This window comes from Photorhabdus thracensis, from assembly GCF_001010285.1.
Lineage (GTDB): Bacteria > Pseudomonadota > Gammaproteobacteria > Enterobacterales > Enterobacteriaceae > Photorhabdus > Photorhabdus temperata.
This window is the reverse complement of record NZ_CP011104.1, coordinates 2,679,971-2,698,758: the sequence shown is the minus strand read 5'-3', so window position 1 is coordinate 2,698,758 and position 18,788 is coordinate 2,679,971. Positions and strand designations below refer to the sequence as shown.

Annotated in this window: 26 protein-coding genes and 2 pseudogenes; 5 read left to right on the top strand and 23 right to left on the bottom strand. The window is 41.4% G+C overall.

What is annotated here, in order from left to right:
* Window positions 1-5 precede the first annotated feature (5 nt).
* Both VY86_RS11685 and VY86_RS11680 read right to left on the bottom strand, forming a co-directional pair.
* The gene (locus tag VY86_RS11685) at window positions 6-722 is read right to left on the bottom strand and encodes a terminase small subunit (RefSeq protein ID WP_046975060.1); all 717 of its coding nucleotides are present in this window, start codon (window positions 720-722) and stop codon (window positions 6-8) included.
* A 78-nt stretch (window positions 723-800) separates the two neighbouring features.
* Window positions 801-1,118, bottom strand: coding sequence for a hypothetical protein (locus tag VY86_RS11680; RefSeq protein WP_046975059.1), 318 nt, complete (start codon window positions 1,116-1,118; stop codon window positions 801-803).
* 299 nt (window positions 1,119-1,417) lie between these two features.
* Between VY86_RS11680 and VY86_RS11675 the strand changes: the two genes are divergently transcribed.
* A complete protein-coding gene (locus VY86_RS11675; RefSeq protein ID WP_046975058.1) occupies window positions 1,418-2,521 on the top strand; it encodes a beta family protein in 1,104 nt (367 codons plus the stop codon).
* Here the strand turns inward: VY86_RS11675 and VY86_RS11670 are convergent.
* The 5 genes from VY86_RS11670 to VY86_RS11650 form a co-directional block, all read right to left on the bottom strand.
* On the bottom strand, window positions 2,481-3,059 hold the full coding sequence (locus VY86_RS11670; protein WP_046975057.1) for a sce7726 family protein: 579 nt from the start codon (window positions 3,057-3,059) through the stop codon (window positions 2,481-2,483). The genes VY86_RS11675 and VY86_RS11670 overlap by 41 nt on opposite strands.
* Window positions 3,060-3,272: 213 nt before the next feature.
* On the bottom strand, window positions 3,273-3,569 hold the full coding sequence (locus tag VY86_RS11665) for a hypothetical protein (RefSeq protein ID WP_046975056.1): 297 nt from the start codon (window positions 3,567-3,569) through the stop codon (window positions 3,273-3,275).
* Complete coding sequence (locus tag VY86_RS11660; protein ID WP_046976839.1) at window positions 3,566-4,027, bottom strand: lysis protein; 462 nt, start codon at window positions 4,025-4,027, stop codon at window positions 3,566-3,568. The genes VY86_RS11665 and VY86_RS11660 overlap by 4 nt, the downstream gene beginning before the upstream one ends.
* 92 nt (window positions 4,028-4,119) lie before the next feature.
* Window positions 4,120-4,656, bottom strand: a complete 537-nt coding sequence (locus tag VY86_RS11655; RefSeq protein WP_011147596.1) for a lysozyme — start codon at window positions 4,654-4,656, stop codon at window positions 4,120-4,122.
* On the bottom strand, window positions 4,643-4,822 hold the full coding sequence (locus VY86_RS11650) for a phage holin family protein (protein ID WP_046975055.1): 180 nt from the start codon (window positions 4,820-4,822) through the stop codon (window positions 4,643-4,645). The genes VY86_RS11655 and VY86_RS11650 overlap by 14 nt, the downstream gene beginning before the upstream one ends.
* A 160-nt stretch (window positions 4,823-4,982) precedes the next feature.
* On the opposite strand from VY86_RS11650, the gene VY86_RS23405 reads away from it, so the two are divergent.
* The gene (locus tag VY86_RS23405; protein WP_011147598.1) at window positions 4,983-5,384 is read left to right on the top strand and encodes a YjaA family stress response protein; all 402 of its coding nucleotides are present in this window, start codon (window positions 4,983-4,985) and stop codon (window positions 5,382-5,384) included.
* A gap of 43 nt (window positions 5,385-5,427) precedes the next feature.
* Here VY86_RS23405 and VY86_RS11645 read toward each other — a convergent pair whose 3' ends face one another.
* The 15 genes and pseudogenes from VY86_RS11645 to VY86_RS11575 form a co-directional block, all read right to left on the bottom strand.
* On the bottom strand, window positions 5,428-6,471 hold the full coding sequence (locus VY86_RS11645; RefSeq protein WP_193386951.1) for a DNA-methyltransferase: 1,044 nt from the start codon (window positions 6,469-6,471) through the stop codon (window positions 5,428-5,430).
* A gap of 100 nt (window positions 6,472-6,571) precedes the next feature.
* Window positions 6,572-6,772 carry a hypothetical protein gene (locus VY86_RS23400; RefSeq protein WP_011147645.1) on the bottom strand — a complete coding sequence of 67 codons (201 nt, stop codon included), beginning with the start codon at window positions 6,770-6,772 and terminating at the stop codon, window positions 6,572-6,574.
* Window positions 6,773-7,282: 510 nt separating this feature from the next.
* Window positions 7,283-7,594, bottom strand: a complete 312-nt coding sequence (locus tag VY86_RS11635) for an antiterminator Q family protein (RefSeq protein WP_158019946.1) — start codon at window positions 7,592-7,594, stop codon at window positions 7,283-7,285.
* A gap of 24 nt (window positions 7,595-7,618) precedes the next feature.
* A complete protein-coding gene (locus tag VY86_RS23395) occupies window positions 7,619-7,786 on the bottom strand; it encodes a hypothetical protein (protein WP_387696039.1) in 168 nt (55 codons plus the stop codon).
* A 15-nt stretch (window positions 7,787-7,801) separates the two neighbouring features.
* Window positions 7,802-8,395, bottom strand: coding sequence for a DUF1367 family protein (locus tag VY86_RS11630; RefSeq protein ID WP_011147649.1), 594 nt, complete (start codon window positions 8,393-8,395; stop codon window positions 7,802-7,804).
* 100 nt (window positions 8,396-8,495) lie between these two features.
* Window positions 8,496-9,695: a helix-turn-helix domain-containing protein gene (locus VY86_RS11625; RefSeq protein WP_046975053.1), complete on the bottom strand. Its 1,200-nt coding sequence runs from the start codon at window positions 9,693-9,695 to the stop codon at window positions 8,496-8,498.
* A gap of 15 nt (window positions 9,696-9,710) precedes the next feature.
* Complete coding sequence (locus tag VY86_RS11620; protein WP_046975052.1) at window positions 9,711-10,382, bottom strand: hypothetical protein; 672 nt, start codon at window positions 10,380-10,382, stop codon at window positions 9,711-9,713.
* 426 nt (window positions 10,383-10,808) lie between these two features.
* A pseudogene (locus VY86_RS11615) lies at window positions 10,809-10,994 on the bottom strand (replicative DNA helicase); the annotation flags it as partial.
* A 133-nt stretch (window positions 10,995-11,127) separates the two neighbouring features.
* Window positions 11,128-11,885, bottom strand: a pseudogene (locus VY86_RS24130) (IS5 family transposase).
* A gap of 85 nt (window positions 11,886-11,970) precedes the next feature.
* Window positions 11,971-13,188 (bottom strand): replicative DNA helicase, encoded by a 1,218-nt coding sequence (locus tag VY86_RS11600; RefSeq protein ID WP_052760826.1) that lies wholly within the window; start codon window positions 13,186-13,188, stop codon window positions 11,971-11,973.
* A gap of 1 nt (window position 13,189) precedes the next feature.
* Complete coding sequence (locus tag VY86_RS11595) at window positions 13,190-13,774, bottom strand: ATP-binding protein (protein ID WP_011147653.1); 585 nt, start codon at window positions 13,772-13,774, stop codon at window positions 13,190-13,192.
* Window positions 13,775-13,782: 8 nt separating this feature from the next.
* Entirely contained in the window at window positions 13,783-14,535 is a 753-nt protein-coding gene (locus VY86_RS11590; protein WP_011147654.1) for a helix-turn-helix domain-containing protein, read from the bottom strand.
* A gap of 2 nt (window positions 14,536-14,537) precedes the next feature.
* Window positions 14,538-14,762 carry a hypothetical protein gene (locus VY86_RS11585; RefSeq protein ID WP_011147655.1) on the bottom strand — a complete coding sequence of 75 codons (225 nt, stop codon included), beginning with the start codon at window positions 14,760-14,762 and terminating at the stop codon, window positions 14,538-14,540.
* Between the two features lie 14 nt (window positions 14,763-14,776).
* Entirely contained in the window at window positions 14,777-15,226 is a 450-nt protein-coding gene (locus tag VY86_RS11580; protein WP_046975051.1) for a toxin YdaT family protein, read from the bottom strand.
* A 57-nt stretch (window positions 15,227-15,283) separates the two neighbouring features.
* Window positions 15,284-15,511, bottom strand: a complete 228-nt coding sequence (locus tag VY86_RS11575; RefSeq protein ID WP_041380257.1) for a transcriptional regulator — start codon at window positions 15,509-15,511, stop codon at window positions 15,284-15,286.
* 146 nt (window positions 15,512-15,657) lie between these two features.
* Between VY86_RS11575 and VY86_RS25865 the strand changes: the two genes are divergently transcribed.
* From VY86_RS25865 to VY86_RS11560, 3 genes are all read left to right on the top strand, one after another.
* A complete protein-coding gene (locus VY86_RS25865) occupies window positions 15,658-16,023 on the top strand; it encodes a hypothetical protein (protein ID WP_052760825.1) in 366 nt (121 codons plus the stop codon).
* A 1,025-nt stretch (window positions 16,024-17,048) separates the two neighbouring features.
* On the top strand, window positions 17,049-17,393 hold the full coding sequence (locus VY86_RS11565; RefSeq protein ID WP_046975050.1) for a hypothetical protein: 345 nt from the start codon (window positions 17,049-17,051) through the stop codon (window positions 17,391-17,393).
* A gap of 15 nt (window positions 17,394-17,408) precedes the next feature.
* On the top strand, window positions 17,409-17,681 hold the full coding sequence (locus VY86_RS11560; RefSeq protein WP_046975049.1) for a hypothetical protein: 273 nt from the start codon (window positions 17,409-17,411) through the stop codon (window positions 17,679-17,681).
* Here VY86_RS11560 and VY86_RS11555 read toward each other — a convergent pair.
* On the bottom strand, window positions 17,654-18,763 hold the full coding sequence (locus tag VY86_RS11555; protein ID WP_046973751.1) for an ISAs1 family transposase: 1,110 nt from the start codon (window positions 18,761-18,763) through the stop codon (window positions 17,654-17,656). The two genes, VY86_RS11560 and VY86_RS11555, sit on opposite strands and share 28 nt — an antisense overlap.
* Between the last annotated feature and the right edge of the window lie 25 nt (window positions 18,764-18,788).

The following is an 18,788-nucleotide window of genomic DNA, read 5'->3' as shown; positions in this document are numbered from 1 at the left end:
ATCAATTATGACCGGGCTATCTGTTTTCCCTCGCGCAATTTCTCCATATATGTTGACCAGACATCAGCCGGGCAATTGGCGGGAGTGACAATGCAGACCTTGCCATAACTCAGACCAGCGAGATCAACATTGACCTCAGTTTTATTGCTGCTCATATCGATACCGGTAAGTTGCGCGGCATTTTTAATATTTGGGGCAACCTGCCCGAATTTCTTATCTGCTAACGCTTCCTTCCCAGCACGAAACGACAATTCAGCCAAGTGTCCAGCATTGAATGAAACAAGCAACGCCGCTTCGTTTCTCAGTTCTCGAATGCGGGCTTTTATTTCCGGTCTGCGTATCAATATGGATGATTGAGAATCAGCACGGGCTGGAGAGTAACCCGCACAAATTGCCGCCTCTTTCATCGGCATACCCGCCGCTATGTTTTGAGCAAACTGTTCGTATTGCGGCTTTAGAATCCCTGCGGTTCCTTGCGAACTCTCTGCGAACTTTTCAGACTCCAAGATATTACTGGTGTTACTTGCTACCTGACTTTCCGCTTGGTTCGCATCAGGTTCGCACTGCGTACTTTCAACAATAGTGCGAACCCATCCCTCAGTTTTCGCTCTTTTTCGAATCGCTGCATCACTGATGCCATATTGTTTAGCAATCTCCCTGATTGAGAGAAGGCCGGAACGGTAATCACGCTCTATTCCCTCCCAGTCAGTATTTTTTGCCATTTCTTTCCCTTAAAATATAAAAACCACCGTGGAAGGTGGTCAACATACAATATTTATTCAATAACAAATAATCATCATTCAGTTATTGCTTAATTCGGCTTTCCGTCTGATATTTACCATTCGAGCATAAAAATCATGCATAGATTTATAGTTTTCTTCACGTTTATCAATAGCCTCAAAAGGCTTAAGCCACTCATCAACCTGAAATTTGCACGTAATAAAAGCATCATCCACTAACTTTTCAGGCAGTATGTCTGCTGATAATTTAGGAAGGACATAATCATTTAGACATGTTGTCATAGGATCTACGTATTGGGTTTCCGAGTACCCGATACAAGGTAAAATAAAAACAATCAGCAATCCGATAAGTTTTACGCAATTGAATATTTTTAACATCACTTCCTCCTTGCATGGGAGGATTATACATCAGCATTATCACTAGTACGCGATAGATACAAAATGCCACCACGAGATGTGATGGCATGCGGATATTCCTGTAGCTATTCAGGGAATGGACACAGAAATAAGAATTTATCGTTAGAAAATTATGTTAGTAAAGAAACATGAATAACATCACGATTACTAATGCATATCTTCATCTATTTAAGAAAATACGATCCAGCTCTCTATGTGTTATCTAACGAAAGGTAATAGACTGTCTATTCTTTAACCTTATCAAAATTAGGAGATAAACAGTGCTTGAAACAATTTCATATATCCCTATCTTAAAGACCAAAAGAGCTGAATTTAATGCATTAAATCAACTCGACACTTTTACGAAATCAAAGATTATTCCTCTATTAGAAATTGAGCCAGTTCCCATAGACCCTGACACAGATATCCCAGATAAAACATATAATGAAATGCTAAATGAGTTTGAGAGAAAAATTCTTTCTGGGTGTGATGGTATTCCTATAGTATTTTTAGATGGGATTTTAATCGAAGAGCAATTTATTGCTTCAACAGACACATATCCGATTGAAAATGCTATAATCCAAGCAAGAAACGCTGGGTTTAGAGTGATTCCGGTAACATCTCCGACCAGATCAGTCGATTATAAACAATCTATCAGCACCCTTGTGCAGGGCGAAATTTGCTTCAGATTAACAACCACTGATTTAGTCAATCCTCAGCTAATTACTGATTATATCCATGAATTACAAATTACCCCTGAGCATATTGATGTAATTATCGATCTACGAGATATGCTATCAGAAAGTGATGTCAGCTCAGGGCATAGCAAAATACTTGCGTTGGGCTTGATTAATAACTTTAGCAACCTACAGAGATTCCGTTCTATATCATTAGCATCAGGATCTTTCCCTATTGATTTGAGCGGCATACCGTTAGGAACTTACTCTCAAACTCGCTTGGAATGGAGATTGTGGAAAGCTCTTCACTCTAGCGGACAGTTATTAAGAAACATCATTTATAGTGACTATGGTATACAGCACCCTGATTATTCTCGCCTTGCAACTCGATTCCCCAGTGTTACCGCCAGTGTTCGATATACTGCCGATAGTGATTTTTTAGTATTTAGAGGACAAGTTGCGAATCGATATGGCTATGAACAGTATGGCGCTCATAGTAAAGCAATTGTGACCCACCCTGAATACTCAGGAAATTCATTCTCTACGGGTGATAGAGATATTGATAATTACGCGAGAGAATACACGCAATACCTTCAAGATCCTGCGGGAAATCACAAATTTGGCAGTCCAGAAGTTTGGAGGAGAATTGGACAAAACCACCATATTACTAAGGTAGTCTCTCAGCTTTCCAATTTGTACGGGCTTTAAGCTTTTTCCTGACCAAATCACGAAGCTCATCTGTATCTAAAGTTTCGGCTAATTTATTCCATAACACACGCCGTGGTTTGCTTTTTAGACCACGGCCTTTACCTAAATCAGAGAAAATTTCCAGCATTTCCTCTTTCCATAGCAACATAGAAAGGGATACTTTATCTATAGACGGATTAAGGCGATTGTGGCGCTCAGTGTGTAAATGTATACCATTTCTTGCACCTTGCGTTACTATCTTAACTCCCCACCAATCAGGAATAATCTCCATTGCTGGCTTAGAGTGAGTTTCAGAAACGACAAGAGTTACCTTATCCATAACCGATGAATAATATTGAATCTGTAATGGTAAACGGAGCAAGTTATCACTTTTACTTTTGATTTCATAACCATGCATAAGTCCATTAATCACCGTAATATCAGCACGGCTTGCTCCGAGACTCATTGTGAACTCGTCAATAATCAATGTATCAGGATCTTTGTGATGCTCCTTCAGTATCTTAGAATGAACAGCACGCCGTACGTCTATGTCTTTCATTATCTTGTCTTTCTTTCCAAGGTGTTAATGTAACCGTTTTTGAGGTCGGGAACTTTAAACGCTAACTGAATATATAGCACTATTTTTTTTCTTCGTCCTCTGACGTAAAGCCGATTTTAAGAAAAAATTCCAATACTCAGTTAATGCACTGCCCCTAACATACTCCTGCCACCCCAGTATCATTTGCTCTGAAGTGGCAATGTGTTCTATTCCTCAATTAGAAGGAGCTGCCTCTGGATGCGGTATCTTATCCTGCCAGTGTTCTTCTATCACTTCACTCATGTGTTTCATCCGGTCCGCCAATTTTAATGCTGTCTCTTTCTCTGATTTCAGTTTAGGGAAATTAGTAAACGCCATTTTTGCAATGTATTTACCGAATTCGTCTTTGCTGATGATAAGCGTTTGGTCAAGGATCGTCTCTGAATTGTTATGCGATACATAGTATTTACTGAGTCGTGTTTGCGTTTCCCTGTCTTTCTCGAAGTAAATCAGATCAACTTCTGTTTTCATTTTGTCACCTTGTAACATTCAGTTTTTATGTAATCCTGCAAATATCTTAATTTTGCTCGGTCATTGATGATGCCTTCTCGGATATCAAGAACAATTGATCCAGTTTCTCCAGTGAGTTCGACTGTGGTTGTAGTGCCCACGCCGCCGGAGATAGTGGCCTCACGCACGGGACAGGTGGCTTGGATACGCAGCTTGCGACGACCGGCAGCAACATCATTGCGAAGAACATCAATTTCAGATTTGGCATTAGCAAGTTCCTGAGTGTGTTTCACATCAAGTTCGCGCAGCATAGTGATATGTGAGTTTTGATAATCAAGCGCATCCGTAAGCTGTTGGATTTCTGATTGCCGCTGTTTTGTAATATGCTGTTCTTTCTGTAACTCAAAGTGATAGTAATACGCTGTCAATGAAATAAGGAGCAACGCTAGTATAGTGTAGTAATGAAAGCTAAATTTCATAGCAACAACACCCCAGAAACCAGCTCCATCCATCTCTACCTATCAAAGCAAGAAAGAAGCCAAACAGAAACAATATCCTGGCCAACGAATGTCTATTCATCCAGCCCCCAGCAAGTTAATTCCGATTCCTGGGCACGTCGCTCAACTTGACCATAACAGCCGTTTGCCTGCCCTTTGGTCTGTCGACAGTCTCGACCATTATCAAATACCCAACGTTTTATCTCAGCACAAGCGCCTTTCTTATCTCCGGCATTCAGCTTTCTATAGAATGTGGAAGAGAAGCATTTCGATGGGCCAATGTTATATGGGCAAAAGCTGGCAATACCTGCTATCTGAGGTTCAGTTAATGGCACCCGCACATTGCGTTTTACCCATGCAATAGCCTGCTTTGCTTCTTGTGCATTGAGGTCACGGCACTGATTCGGCATTAACCTCATCCCCTGACGAGCGGGAGTTCCATCAATCCGAGTAACACCTCGGCAGATTGTCCAGACTCCCCCCGCATCTTGATACGCTGATAGCCGGTTACCCTCTTTCTCGTCCAAGAACTGAGACAATATCGCCGTGGCACCTGCACCAGAGAGAACCAGACCGATAACCGCAGCACTTAACTTACTAGTCTTTGTCATTGCGGCTAAGCTCCCGATGCTTGTAGTACCAGTTGACCCCAAAGGTGCCAACAGTGCAGATAATGCCAATAATGATGGCCCAGTCGTTCAGCGACAGAGCACTAAGCATTGCTGTAAATGTGCCCCAAGTGTATGCAGTGGGGCTGGTGTATTTGTCCATACGCATAATTCCATCCCACTGATGGAGTGATCATTTAGTTAATTTAATTACTTGGGCTGATTTGCCCTGTATTGATTTAAAAGACTCAATAAGCATCAGACTTCACTGCATTAAGAGAAGAACGTATACTTGCAACAAATTTGAATTACCTGACATACACATTTTTATGAGCTTAATTTACATACGACTATATATTAATAAAATTGTTGTTCGCAACGTCAGCACTGGTAAAGAAGTCTCTGGTACCCCCGACACTCCCTTTACCACATCTCGTTTATTACTAGGGCAAATGATACCTGCAATGTTTTTGCTTAAAAAATTAATAAAGAAAGTGAGAAAAAATACTTGGTATAACTTTTTTTTGTCAAACCATCATGTGATTATTCAGCCGATGGAAATGAATGAAGGTGGACACAGCCAAGTTGAATTTAGAGCTTATATAGATCTCGCTAAGAGCATTACTTCAAGTCAAAAAGTTAATCTCTGTTCACCGAGATCACAACCACTTTCTGACAATGAAATCCGTCAAATACTATCCAGCAATTCACTATTTCGCCATAATAACTAATGAGAGAAACTCAAATAACCCCTCACCGCAGCGAGGTAGTTATTCATATCATCGCCCCAATTTCCCGCTTAGTTTGGTTAAAGTACTCTTCTTCCAGTTCTACACCCAAGACCCTACGATTCAGCTTCAGTGCCGCTTTTAGTGTTGAGCCTGATCCCATAAAGAAGTCCGCCACCAAATCCCCTTCCCGACTACTGGATCGGATAATATGCGCCATCAAGTCTGCCGGCTTTTCGCAAGGATGTTTACCTGGGTAATACTGAACAGGTGGAAAAGACCAGACATCAGTATAAGGCACATCTACCGTCACCGAGAACGGACGGCGCAGCAGCCCATATTCCAGACTCAATTCCTCATATTGGCGTGACAAAGTAAGATGAGATTCTCCTAACTCATGATATGGCCTGTTTAATTCTCCGTTCTGGTGTTTTTCTCTGGCTATTCGAGCGAACAATATCCGCAGTTTTTGGTAATCCACTTCATTGGGTAATTGCCACTGGCTATCACTGAACCAGTGACTGGCCATCTGTTTTCCTGTGGCAGCGTTAATTTCTTTTGCTGTGACACCCAACACCTTTCGTGCATTGCGAAAGTAGTCCACAAGCGGTTTAAAGACATATTGCTTAAGTTCGCGGCATTTGTGGAAATACCCATCACCTTTAGGTTGATAAGGCCCCTGATAATGTTCAGCAAATATGATCCGTTCAGTAGAAGGGAAATAAGCCCTTAAACTTTCTTTATTCTGCCTGCGCCACGGACCAGAAGGTTTTGCCCAGATAATGTGGTTAAGCACATTGAACCGTTCACGAACAAGGATTTCCGTATCAGACGCCAAACGCGAACCACAAAATATATACAAACTGCCGTTGGGTTTCAGCACACGCCAGAATTCAGTCAGTACTTCATCCAGCCACGCAAGATAAGCCGTTACATCCTCCCATTGTCTGTCCCAACCACACTCTTTTACCCGAAAATAGGGGGGATCGGTGGCGATTAAGTCTATGCAGTTGTCTGGTAACGTTTTGATAAATCGTAGAGAGTCGTCATTAATTAATGTGATACCACTTAAATTCACAATATTTTCCATAATCGATACTAGCTTACTCTCTGGTTAGCACAGAACAGGCGAATGGCTGGTGTCGTCAACTCCACCAGCCATCCATTTCACCGCTTAAGAAGTCACCCCATCAAAGGCAACGCTTGAAAAAGGTGTCGTTGTCCCGGCTTTCCATCAAGCCAGCCAGACAAAATTGAGTTAAAAGTAATTGGCAACGCGGTGTTGATAGCCCCGTCAGAGTTGAAACATCGGGAATAGAAACCCAGTCATACATTGGTACTGTTTCTAAAACACATGAGGCTGTTGTTGTCATATCTTCATGTTTTAGCATGATAATTTAAACCTTTGGTCAGTTATTGTGCATAGACACACATGTAACTCTGACCAATGACAACAGCAAGTCTTATCTGAATTTCAGGCAATAAAAAACCCCGCACTGGGCGAGGCTATCAGTCACGAATACTACTATCACAACATATACTGAAATAGTGGTTCATAAGTTCAAAGATGTCAACACGTTCGTGACAAAAGTCTTGATTTTCTTTCCTGTTACCGTCTTATAAAGGCATCTTGCAATGGTTGATAAATCAAATATTCCGTTGCTCTTAATATTTCCTCAACCTCACGCCGACAAGTTGACATTGATGGCTTTCGCTTACGCAACATACCATTTCTGCGGATCATAATTCTTGGCTGAACCGTTGCATGATAATGTTTGGCAATTGCTCTATCAGATACACAATAAACATATCGACTAATACTACAGCCGTACTTACTTTTTTCAACAGAAAAGACACTCATAGAAAAGCTTAATTCATGCGGTTTCTCAGAGTTGTGAGCATCAAGGAAAATGCAACTTTCTGGTATCTACGGCTGTAGTACTAAGCAACATCCCAAATGCAACCCGATCAATGTGGTAAATATGGTCTACTACCCTAGCGATTAGCATTCCGTCATCATCATTGCATATCGGACATTCTGGATAACCTCTCAGCTCTACCGTCGCCATAAGCTCAGCAATCATACTGCTCTGACGTTTATCAAGCCTGCCAGAATACACCCATGCACCGAACTTGGATAACCAGTCCTGCAACCAAATTTCTTGTGCCTGAGTCAATTGCAGCCCATCCGTTGAAAATATCACACCCGACATAACCGTACCTCTTCAACTTCCCTTTTAACTTGGGGCAATAGTTCCGTTGCCATACTGTGGATTGCTTGCCATATCTTGTACCACTCTCACATGATGAATTTCCGCAAGTATTACTCCCAACCCCATATTCCGACAACAGATACATCCCAGTAATGTCACATTAGAAAGCCACTGTTTTTCACTTTTAGCCATTGGCTCTGCCTCTCATTACATAAAATCGGACAACTGAGAAGCTGCATGTTCAGCGGCGTTTCGGGTCGGGAAATTGCGATACAAAATAAAGTTCCAAAGCACGTTTAATGTATCTTTATAAAGTTCCTGAAATTCCATCTCTTCCATTTTGGCGAAACTGACTGAACGAGGTTCACGGTACAGACTGCCGTTGGGCATTTCGTAAATGTCATAGTGCCCTGATTCCACTGTTGCCCAGCGCCGAAAGGCATCAAAGGATTTGGTGGCAGTAATATTCTGGGCTCGGTTTTTAGATATGCCAGCAAGATATTCATCCGCAGCGGATTGTAAGACATCTTCACTGCCCGCGAAGTGTGCAAGAAATTGTACGTAGCCACGCACAAGCGCTTTCTCTTCCGGGGAAATGGTACCCCCAGCAGGTTCCCAGTATTCATAGCCGAGATTCAGAAGGGCAAAATATTTACGATGGAAACGCGGGTTACGTGCTTTCTTAAAATCCGCATAGAGCACATCGCCCCACTTCACTTTGGAGTGCAGGTATTCCCTGGCTGCGGGAGTCGCAGGTCTCAGGGTGTCATTCGAAATTTTGATAAAACTATGCTGCGTCATTACTTATCCTCAAAGTTATGACACAGCAGCTTTTGTTTAGGTTATCAGATGTTCAGGCCGATACGAACAGAATAACAGGTGTTAGTATTAATTCCCAATTTTACTTTCTATTAAATAAATTGACGACGTTTGTATCTTGTTGTGTAGTAGATATATTAATACTATTCTTCAATTGTATTCTGGATTGGAAATCAAGTACCTGTGATTCTGACAAGAATCCCTTAGGAACTGAACATAAATCCTCTAAATCTCCTTTTGGGAAACCAAATTCCTCAAGAAGTGTTTTTTTACTAAAAGTTCTAGAATCCAATAATAGATTTAAGCACCTAGGTAACAAACGAACCGACTCTGGTTTTCTAAGATCATCAAGCGGCTCTCCTTTTCGCCAACCTCTAGCAGAAATATTTTTATATAACCTCTGATATTCCAGAGAAGATATTAATTCTAAATTTCTCGCTCTAAGGATCATAGATTGTGCCGACATCCCCCAGCGATTTTTTAGAGATATGAAATTCTGCAATGTAGGATATGGAGGAAGCTCTACAGAAAATGACTCTTCCGGCAGCATGAAACTCGACGCAAACTTATGTGCTTGCTCTTCTATTGGATTAAAATTGATATTATCAAATTTATTTATATATCGATGTAAGACTATATGACCTAATTCATGAGCAGCATCAAATCGACTACGATAATAGTTATCTTTATCACTAGCTAAAACCACATACGGTCTATTCTCTAAATCATTCCATTGAGAATAGCCATCCATTACAGAACTACCTTGTTCAAATCTGGAACAGACTATCCCCGCATTCTCCATTACCAGTAATAGATCATCTATCGGTGCAATACCTAATCCCCAAGCTTTCCTACACTCAAAAGCCATTCTTTCAATCAATTGATCATCTATCGCTCTGTAATCCTTTACGTTAAGATGAGGAATGTTAACCTCTGGATAATCAAGATATTCTTGCATCTTACATGATAACTCTTGAAACCACCCCATGTATCGCTCTGAGGCGATACATAAGTCTTTTGCCGTGGTTGAAAGTGTTCGGAAGAATACTGGTTTTTTTTCGTACTTAACAATAGGCTTTGTGAACCAACTTACCGGGCAATTAAGAATCTGACTTAAGCTATGCAATACTTCTGCATCGGGGGAATGATTACCGTTTTCCCATTTGGTAATAGTTGATGGCGAACGATCTACTAACCTACCAAGGTTAATTTTCGATAATCCCCTCGCTTCTCTTATCTGTGTCAACCTTTCAGATTGGAAACCAGAAATTCCCACTCTCATAATGTCTCACCTATTCTATTTTTCCTGATCCTTCAGGCGCTTCTTGAGCTTAGGTAAAACCATATCAGGAATGACTATCTTCTTCTCTCCAGTATAGAGGGCTAAAAGCTCCGTTACAGATTTATTATAGTGAAAACCTTTCATATTGGTAAAAGGAACCACAATCCTTAAATCCATCATGCTGGCCTGAGATTCATGATATGGTGGATTAATATTTATTAACAACACACCTAACGTATCAATGTCATTATGATGTTTACTATCTTCTTCTCTAAAAAGATCTGGAGTATAGCCTTCAAATTTTTCATTCAATTGGGCTATCAATGAACGATGTTTAGCACCTCTTATATGGCGCTCATCGTGATTTAACCCAATACGGCTAATTTTAACACCTTCTGAATCGATAATAATGTAATGCTCCCCTTTCGGGGATGTATCAGCATCGTAACAAAGATAACCAGAGCGACTTGCGGCCTCCCTCAATGCTGAATTAAGGCCATAGTGCCTAGCCTGAGGCCTAAATCTACGTTGCTCCGGTTCACCAAGTTTTAATATATTGCCTACAGTTACTTCCTGTGCTGCAGCATACTTAGCATATAATGCATCTTGTACGTTAAGCCAAAAATCACGCCTGAAAGCGTTTATTATCAAATCGGTAATATCACTTTGTGTGTCGTTAATGCTCATTTAGATACCCTGATTGCGTTAAGCAGATTTTATGGTATTTTTTTTTCGTTTTGAACGCAAGCAATATACTTGATATGTAATTTGTACGTTACAAATACAACTTCAACTCTTATACCATCCCAGTGTGTTCCATCAGGCCACTTCACTAGAAAAACAATATTCAGCTACAGAAAGGCTTTCTCCCGCCTTCGAAGAGTACAATTGCGCTTCAGCATCTCCAGCTCCTAGTTATCCACCAGCAATTTTGGTAAAGCCAGCATCCTGCTGGCGTTTACGTTGAATCGACTAGCTTTTAAGTCTAAATTTGTAAGATAACGATGCTTTCAGCACTGCACCCAAAACGGGATAATTCATAACTACCCAAATTATCTAATAAAATCAGTTTACTGTTTATGGTCATTTTGATCTGCCTCTTTTGGTCTTTAGTTAAAATGCTTTGTCTGCGTATCGGCGCTCTTTTTGTTTAGCCTGTTGCTGTGTACGACATATTTCAGCAGCAACAATTTGATCAGTTGGTAAGTAATGCCCGTTTTTAAATTCCTGGAATATCGTTCCGGTTTCACCGTGACGATTCTTATCCAAAATAATCTCGGCATAATTTCTGGCTGGACTTAGTACTACAGCCGTACTTACTTTTTTCAACAGAAAAGACACTCATAGAAAAGCTTAATTCATGCGGTTTCTCAGAGTTGTGAGCATCAAGGAAAATGCAACTTTCTGGTATCTACGGCTGTAGTATTAGAGCCTATCCCAATAGGATTTTGTTCCAGACTATAATCCCGCAGGCAAAATGTAACATAGCTTCATAGTTTTCGACCTTCTTTTCCCATCGGATCAGTATCCGACGAAAGCGATTCATCCAGCTATGCGTCCTCTCGATAACCCATCTTTGAGCTTTAAAGTCCGTATTTTGGCAGGCATCTGATTCCTCCTTGCGAGACTGAATATGCGGCTCGTAATGCCGACTTCGTAGATAGTCTTTCAGCCATTTAGCATCATATCCCTTATCCAGACACAGCCTGACCTTTTTACCCGGCTTGCCTGTCTGAAGTGCATCGAGCGTATCTGCAACCAGTTTGATATCGTGCGTGTTTGCTGCGCCAACAACGAGTGAAAGAGGAAGCCCGTTAGCCTCGGTCATGAGGCTGCGTTTTACGCCTTGTTTCCCTCTGTCTGTGGGGTTACGACCTGTTTTTTTGTCCCCGCTAAAGGGGATTTGGTCATGCAACCATCCAGTGATAACCACGACCAGTCGATGATCGCGAGGTGCTTGCAGGCCAGCAAACCGTTCTGCCAGAAGCGTTCAAAAACGCCGGCGTCACGCCATTCCTGAAAACGACGGTGAGCCGAACTTGACGAGCATATTCCTGTTGCATTCAGGGCATTCCATTGGCAGCCTGTTCTGAGCACAAAGAAGATGGCATCCATAGCGGCGCGGTTATCAACCCGTTTGCGATGTGTACCTAGCGGATGCTGAGTTTTATGTTCGGGGATAAGTGGCATCATTTTTTCCCAAAGCTCATCACTGAGCCGCCATTTGTTGTTTGTCATACTCTCTATACCTTCAGAAATTATCCGTTCTAGAATATTATACAACATGACAATTCCTTTTGGGATAGGTTCTTAGTGGGTTATAAACAACATCACGATAAGTAAAAATAATTCGATCTGCATCTTGCTCTAGGCTACCTGAGTCTCGTAAATCCGCTGCAACAGGACGACGCTGATGTATAGGCCGTTTATCAACGTCTCTTGATAACTGACTCAATGCTGTAACAGGTGTATGCAATCGCTTAGCTAGTCCCTTGAGGGCCCTGGATATTTGAGCGATAGCAAGGTCATTACGCTCGGCTTTGGGCCTTTCTATCAACCCAAGATAATCAACAAAAATACCTTTCAGATTCGGGTACCTGCGCTTATGCGTTTCACTGATAGCACATATCTGTTCAGCGCTTAATTCACTAGCATCAAGAATATGAATATCGCGATCTATTAACTCGCTTATTGCGTTAGATATACGAGCCCAATCTTCATCATAAAATTCACCACGTCTCAATTTCGAAACTGACAACTGGACAGAACCAGCAACTATACGTTCTGTAATTTGTTGTGCTGCCATTTCCATTGAAAACAGCAATACCGCCCCTCCATTCCTAGTCATACCCTCAATCATGCAAAGTGCCAGTTCTGTTTTGCCCATGCCGGGACGACCACCGATGAGAATTAAATCAGTTGGGTTAAATCCCCCCGTCAACGAGTCAAATGGCTCAATACCTGTCATAATCATACCGCGACTATCCTCACCTAAGTTACGCCTCCCCAGTGTGTCAATGTACCCTTCAATCAATGTCTTGATGTGCACGGGAGCCAGGTTGCCAGTATCTCGTATTAGCTCCCCCATAGTGGACATAAAGCCCGTTATAACATGTTGTGCTTGAATATGATTTTTAGTTTCCAGTAACGCCTGTTGGCCAGCGTTGATCACTGCTGTAACCCGCCGAACATACCAATATTCACTAACTTTATTGGCATAGCCTTTCAGGTTTGCATTCCAAACAGGACTCTTACTCAACTCCAGGATATTAGCTAATGTATTACCATCTCCACTCATAGCCTCAGCGATGAATATCGGATCAATCAGGGAACTACTGAACGCTTGTTTTTTGATTTCAACGTAGACACGACGCAAAAAACTTGAACTAAACGCCTCTTCTGACAACGTTGCAAAAACATCATAAGCATCCTGCGTTGCACCACCTGACAACAATCCGCTTATAACCGCAGACTCTAGATTGAGCTCATTCATACTACTGCCCCCTCCGGTAACTATCCCAGTCAAAAGCCAACACTACCCCACCCTGTAACACACGATCTAATACTCGGTCCCCTAAAAACACCGGCAGGTCATTCATTGGCAAATTACTGATCAGGATCGTTGGTAATAAATCTTCATATCGGTTATTAATCACCTCAAACAAGATATTTCGCTCTGATTCAGTGCCGTATTGAACGCCAATCTCATCGATGATCAGCAAATCCAACTCACTGTAAAACCTCAGTGTCTCGAACTCGTTGGTGTCAGCATCATTACTCCATGAACGACGAAATGCCCTGATAATACGTGATGCGGTTGTAATAAACGCACTGATACCGTTCTGAGTGACTATTTCACGGCATGTCGCAACAGCCAGATGAGTTTTCCCGGTACCAAGACGGCCACACATGATGATCCCCTCACCCGCAACTTTGCGTTCTTTCCAAGTCTGAACATAACTTTGGCAGATCTTCAGATTATGTTGAGCAGCTTTGTTTATAGGCTGATAATTTTCAAAGCTGGCATGTTCAAAACGTGGGGCAATGTTGATACTGTCAAGTAAGCTATTAGAGTTCATTTCTCCCCCTAATCAATATTTTCTGACCAATAAGAATCCTGTGGTTCGTAGGTTATACCCTCATAGCTTGTATGCGTATTTTGAGTAAATTTAGGTTTGATGTTTTGAGACTTTTCAGGAAACAACCCTTGCCACCCATTCGCAATTGACGTGCAAATCACTGAATCAGGATTCGTGCAATCTGCTAGTTTTTTCTCTTGCTGCTTACACATGGTTTCTGTCAGCGGCTTTTTAATTTCTAGCCGAAAAGTGACCCAATCAGCCCATACTTCATCGCTAACGTTTTTAGGCTTTGCCGTGATGGGATCGAATTTTAATTTCTCCCGTTTCCCCTTACGGGGGGTAAGGGGGGTTTTAGGTTCCGTGACTGGTTCAAAAGGGTGACTGGTTCTGGGTGCATCTCCTGCACCACTAACCCCCGCAGAATTTGCACCACTGGGTGCAAGAGATGCACCATATGGTGCAACATTTTCACTATAGCCATGACTGGATTTATCCAGATTCAGGAAATAGACATTTGATTGATTCAGTCCATTTTGTGTCTTCCGTTCTGCAACACAGACAATGCCATCTTTTACCAATTGCTTAATGTGATTTTGAACAGAACGTTCTGATATTTCGCATTGTTCAGCAATGTAAGCAACTGACGGCCAGCACTCTCCCTGGTCATTAGCGTTATCAGCCAACTTAATCAGTACCAATTTACGAAGAGGATTACCAACTTTGATACTCATAGCTTTTACCATCAATGACATACTCATAATCAAGCTCCAAGTATTTTAGCAATCTGACGGCAAACTGACTTACACCGTTCAAAGGTAAGAGACTCCTCCAGCAATTTGGCCTTTTGCCGTTCATACTGTTCCCAGATATTTAACTCAGCTTCTCTACATCCTTCATAAATTTCTGAGATTTGTTCTATAGTTACAAGCTCACCATTCAGACGAAACTTATTACAATAGGTGATCTTTTCTATGGTTTTAAGCATTGGTCTTGCCTCTTTTAAACGTTTGTCAAAGCATTCAGTGCTGATATCGCAACGGTTATTTGTTGTGATACGTCACTACCTCCTAAACCTCCCAATAGGATTGCAATTATCACCGCCGTAAATTCACGAATCGCAACAGATATCAAATAATTAGTTGTTTCACCGTTAACTCTGGCTTTGCGTTCAAGTGGAAGGGCTGATTGGATAGCGGGTAACAACTCTGATACTTTTCTTCGTGCAGCCCTTGAATCACTGCGCAACCACCTGAAAATTTGCTGCCTGTTGTTATTGATAGCTTTCCAATTAGCATTCCCATTTATTTCAATGGGATGCAACTTGGCTGATACCGTTCTTTCACAAAGCAAGAAGTACATTCGGCTTATTTCGATTGCTACATACTCCTGCCCCTTCTCTGCCGCCCACGCCTCAACTTCGGCTTTCAGGGCGTTGATGTTTTGTTCCACTGTTTACGTCTCCTGTCGCAATATTGATTATTGAGAATCAGTTTTTATACTGACTGCTCAGTTAGCATTTATTTCAGGCCATATTTTCTGCCAGTCATGGGGACGAAGATCTTGTCTTGTCACTTTTCCATTGGTTGCATTTTCTATATCAAAACATCTGGCGGGAGGAACTGGAGCATAACCATGTGCCATTTGCGATAAATAGGAACTGGATACCCCAAGCTTCTCAGCAAGAAGTTTGGCTTCACCTCGCTTTAAATTAGAAATGTAATCATTTAGTTTCATAACTACCCCTTTTAGAAATACAGAAAGTTTAATAAATACTAAACATTTGTCAAGCATTTGCTTATTTAGTGAATACTAATCACAATTTAACTGGTAGAAAAATAGTGAAATCCCTAGATATATAGGTTCTTATAAATAAAATGAGCATGAAGAACATCAGGCAACAACGCCTAAGAGATTGGTTTTCCGATAAAACTCTTCCTGAAAAAGAGAAGAGTTATTTGTCACAGCTTATGAATGGTAAAGCATCTTTCGGCGAAAAAGCCGCGAGACGTTTAGAACAAGACTATCGAATGCCAGATGGTTATTTAGACGCCGATACAAACACCCACCAATTAGGAAATCCACTACAAGTAACATTGACTCCTAAGCAAAAAGTTCTTCTAGAGCTATTCGACGAACTGCCAGATAGTGATGCCGATGATCTAATAAAAAATCTTGAAGATAAAAAACGGCATTATGATAATTTACTAGAAGAATTATTACATAAAAAGAGGCAAAAGAAAGCATAGAAAAAAGTCGCCATCCGACTTTTTTCTTATTTATCAACAAGATTTTTATCTTACCCTGAACCCTACGGAATAAACCGTTAACCTCAATCACCCAATCCAAAAATTAATTAACCTTCAGCCAACACCCAAAAACTATCATGCTATATGCATAGCGAATCTCTAAAACTATCTTGGCCATCCTATTTCACAGTGCTATCACCAAGGGAAAATTCATTCAGTTCACACCTTGAAATAAATATAAAAATTAAAATAAATCAAATGGTTAAACTTAACACTTTGATAAGCCCTTCTTATTATTTAATTTTTACTTTACTTTTCGTTTATCAATTACTGAACTCAATTTCAACAGCAAACAGGCAGGACGCCCACGCAGTAGTCGCTACCGACATACGAAGAGGTAGATGATTTGCTAATCAGTAGCACGGCACAGCAGCCGTTTAGGTTAAGTGTTCAAAACCGAATTTACAGTTTCAATTGTCATGAGGGAGGAGAAGAGCAGGGTTCAATGTGACCTGCCATGATTACCACATATAACAACTGTATTTACCAGAAAGTGGAACAGGAAAGATCAACCAACACCAGGATTCCCCAGCCAGCGGTGGGAATGGTACAAAAACACTGGCAGTTGGTGCGTTACGGTTCTTCTTGCCGGGTTTCTTAGAAACTGCGTGAATCAACGGACGGCGGGGAAAGACCCGCACATTAACCAATCGAACAACAGTTCTTATGTGTAATGATATGCAGAATATCAAATTAGGCCAATTCATCGGTCTGTTTGAAACATTTATTAAAACCATAACCTCTGAATGGTATTTATCGTTGATCAATCCGTACCAACTAATACCAATATGGGGAAAAACTAAGAATCAACAGATGTAAAAAAACCCACCGAAGTGGCGGGTTCTTTTACCCCGGATCGCCGACCAAAGCTAACCGGGAATTTCTACTAACGAGGACCAACTCGTTAGAAGAGGCAAGACCAATGATTTCCATCATTGATCGCTAACAATATATCAGGAGTTGCTATGAAAGCACAACAAGAAACAATACAAGTAAAGCTCTATGTTCACGCTATCGAAAATAATATTTCACGAAAAATGAACATCACAGTCTTACCACATGACGCAAGTAAACACGGAAATGCATCGATCTTTGGTACAGTTGTCACTATTCATGATATAGAAATCCCATATCCAAATATTAGTCGTCCAGACTTTATAAACTCACAAATTGATACTCTAAAGAAAGAACAAAATAAAGTTCTTGCGGAAGCTCATGCTAAAGCCTCTGAACTTGAGGGCCATATTCAATCATTGTTATGCATTGAAGAAAAACCAATGTCTAAATCTGATGAAAAAATACCTGATTAAGGCTCAGGTGTATTTATGAAAAACATAAATGATGTAATTAATTTAATCCTAGATAATGATTTAATTGCTATTGAGCATGAAAATAATAGCGATACAACAAACGCAACTATGCATATATCTATTATCGGTGGCAAAAGGCGAGTTGAATATTACCCAACGACAGGAATGGTTTATTCAAATGCTGTCAAGGGATTATATCCAAAAGTCAAAATGCCAAAAGCCGGGATTAAGGCAGGGCACGAGCATACTTTGACTGCTATTCATCCAAAGAAAACTCTTGCCCGATAATCATCGCACCAACCCGCTTTTTTAAGCTTGTTCCTTTGGCTCGGTGCCCCGCAATCGCATTGTTTGACCAGATTCAGGACGATACGACGGAATAAGGCCAGATTCTCAACTGCACCCTCCAGAACAATTCGTGAATCATCTTCTTTAAAGACCACATCAAGAATATAGTGCTGGGTATTTTCAATCCGCCAATGCTGGCGAATATAATATCCCAGTGATTTATGCTTGGGCGAAAGGGAACTCACATAATAAGACGTGTCCACCGTTCCTTTGCCATTTTGTGTCCGGTGACGTTCTACGGCGATAATGCTACGAATGGTCGGCCATTTCTCGATTAATTCTGCCGTAAATTGGGGCTTTAACTGAAACACATAACGCTCTTCACGCCGGCCATGGGCTTCTTGCTTAACTTCCGTGATAATTTTTTCTTTACCGGCATCAAACACCGCCTGAAATTGCGATTGGACGGCTTCCCACAGATGGGGTTGATTTTTTTTCACCTGAACCACGACATGGGCTTTCTTTTCGCTGATTTTTTCCAGCGTTTGGCGCTGACAATGCAAAGCATCCAGCGTGACGATGCTGCCTTTCAGGTCAAGGATATCCAACATCTGCCGCACGATACTGATTTCCCCGTTTTTCGTGGCAGTGGCTTTCTGGCTCAGGACTAATCCTTGTTCCGTATCATATGCCGTGACCAGTTGGACGGCGTTTTGCTTTTCATTACGGTAGGCGCGTCGCAGAACTTTTCCATCGAAGGCAATGACCGGTTTCCCTGCCTGTTCACGTTGTTCATTGATCCAGTTGAGCAAAGCCTCCAACAGCGAATCAAGTTCAATAGCGCGCACAATTCTGGCAACCGTGTGTCGGCATGGTATTCCACTGAGAAAGGGGCGATATTTTTTCAGCCACGTAATTTTGGCCCGACCATAAGTTTCAATATCTTGCCAACCTTCAGCGCCAGCGAGAATGGCGCTGATGACAAGAAAAATAACATCAATCAGCTCGTATTGACGATTGATGTCAGAACGAGTTTCTTTCACAACGGTTAAATGTTCAATCAGGGTCTGGTTCGGATTCATGGGCGAGTATTAAAAAGAAAAATAA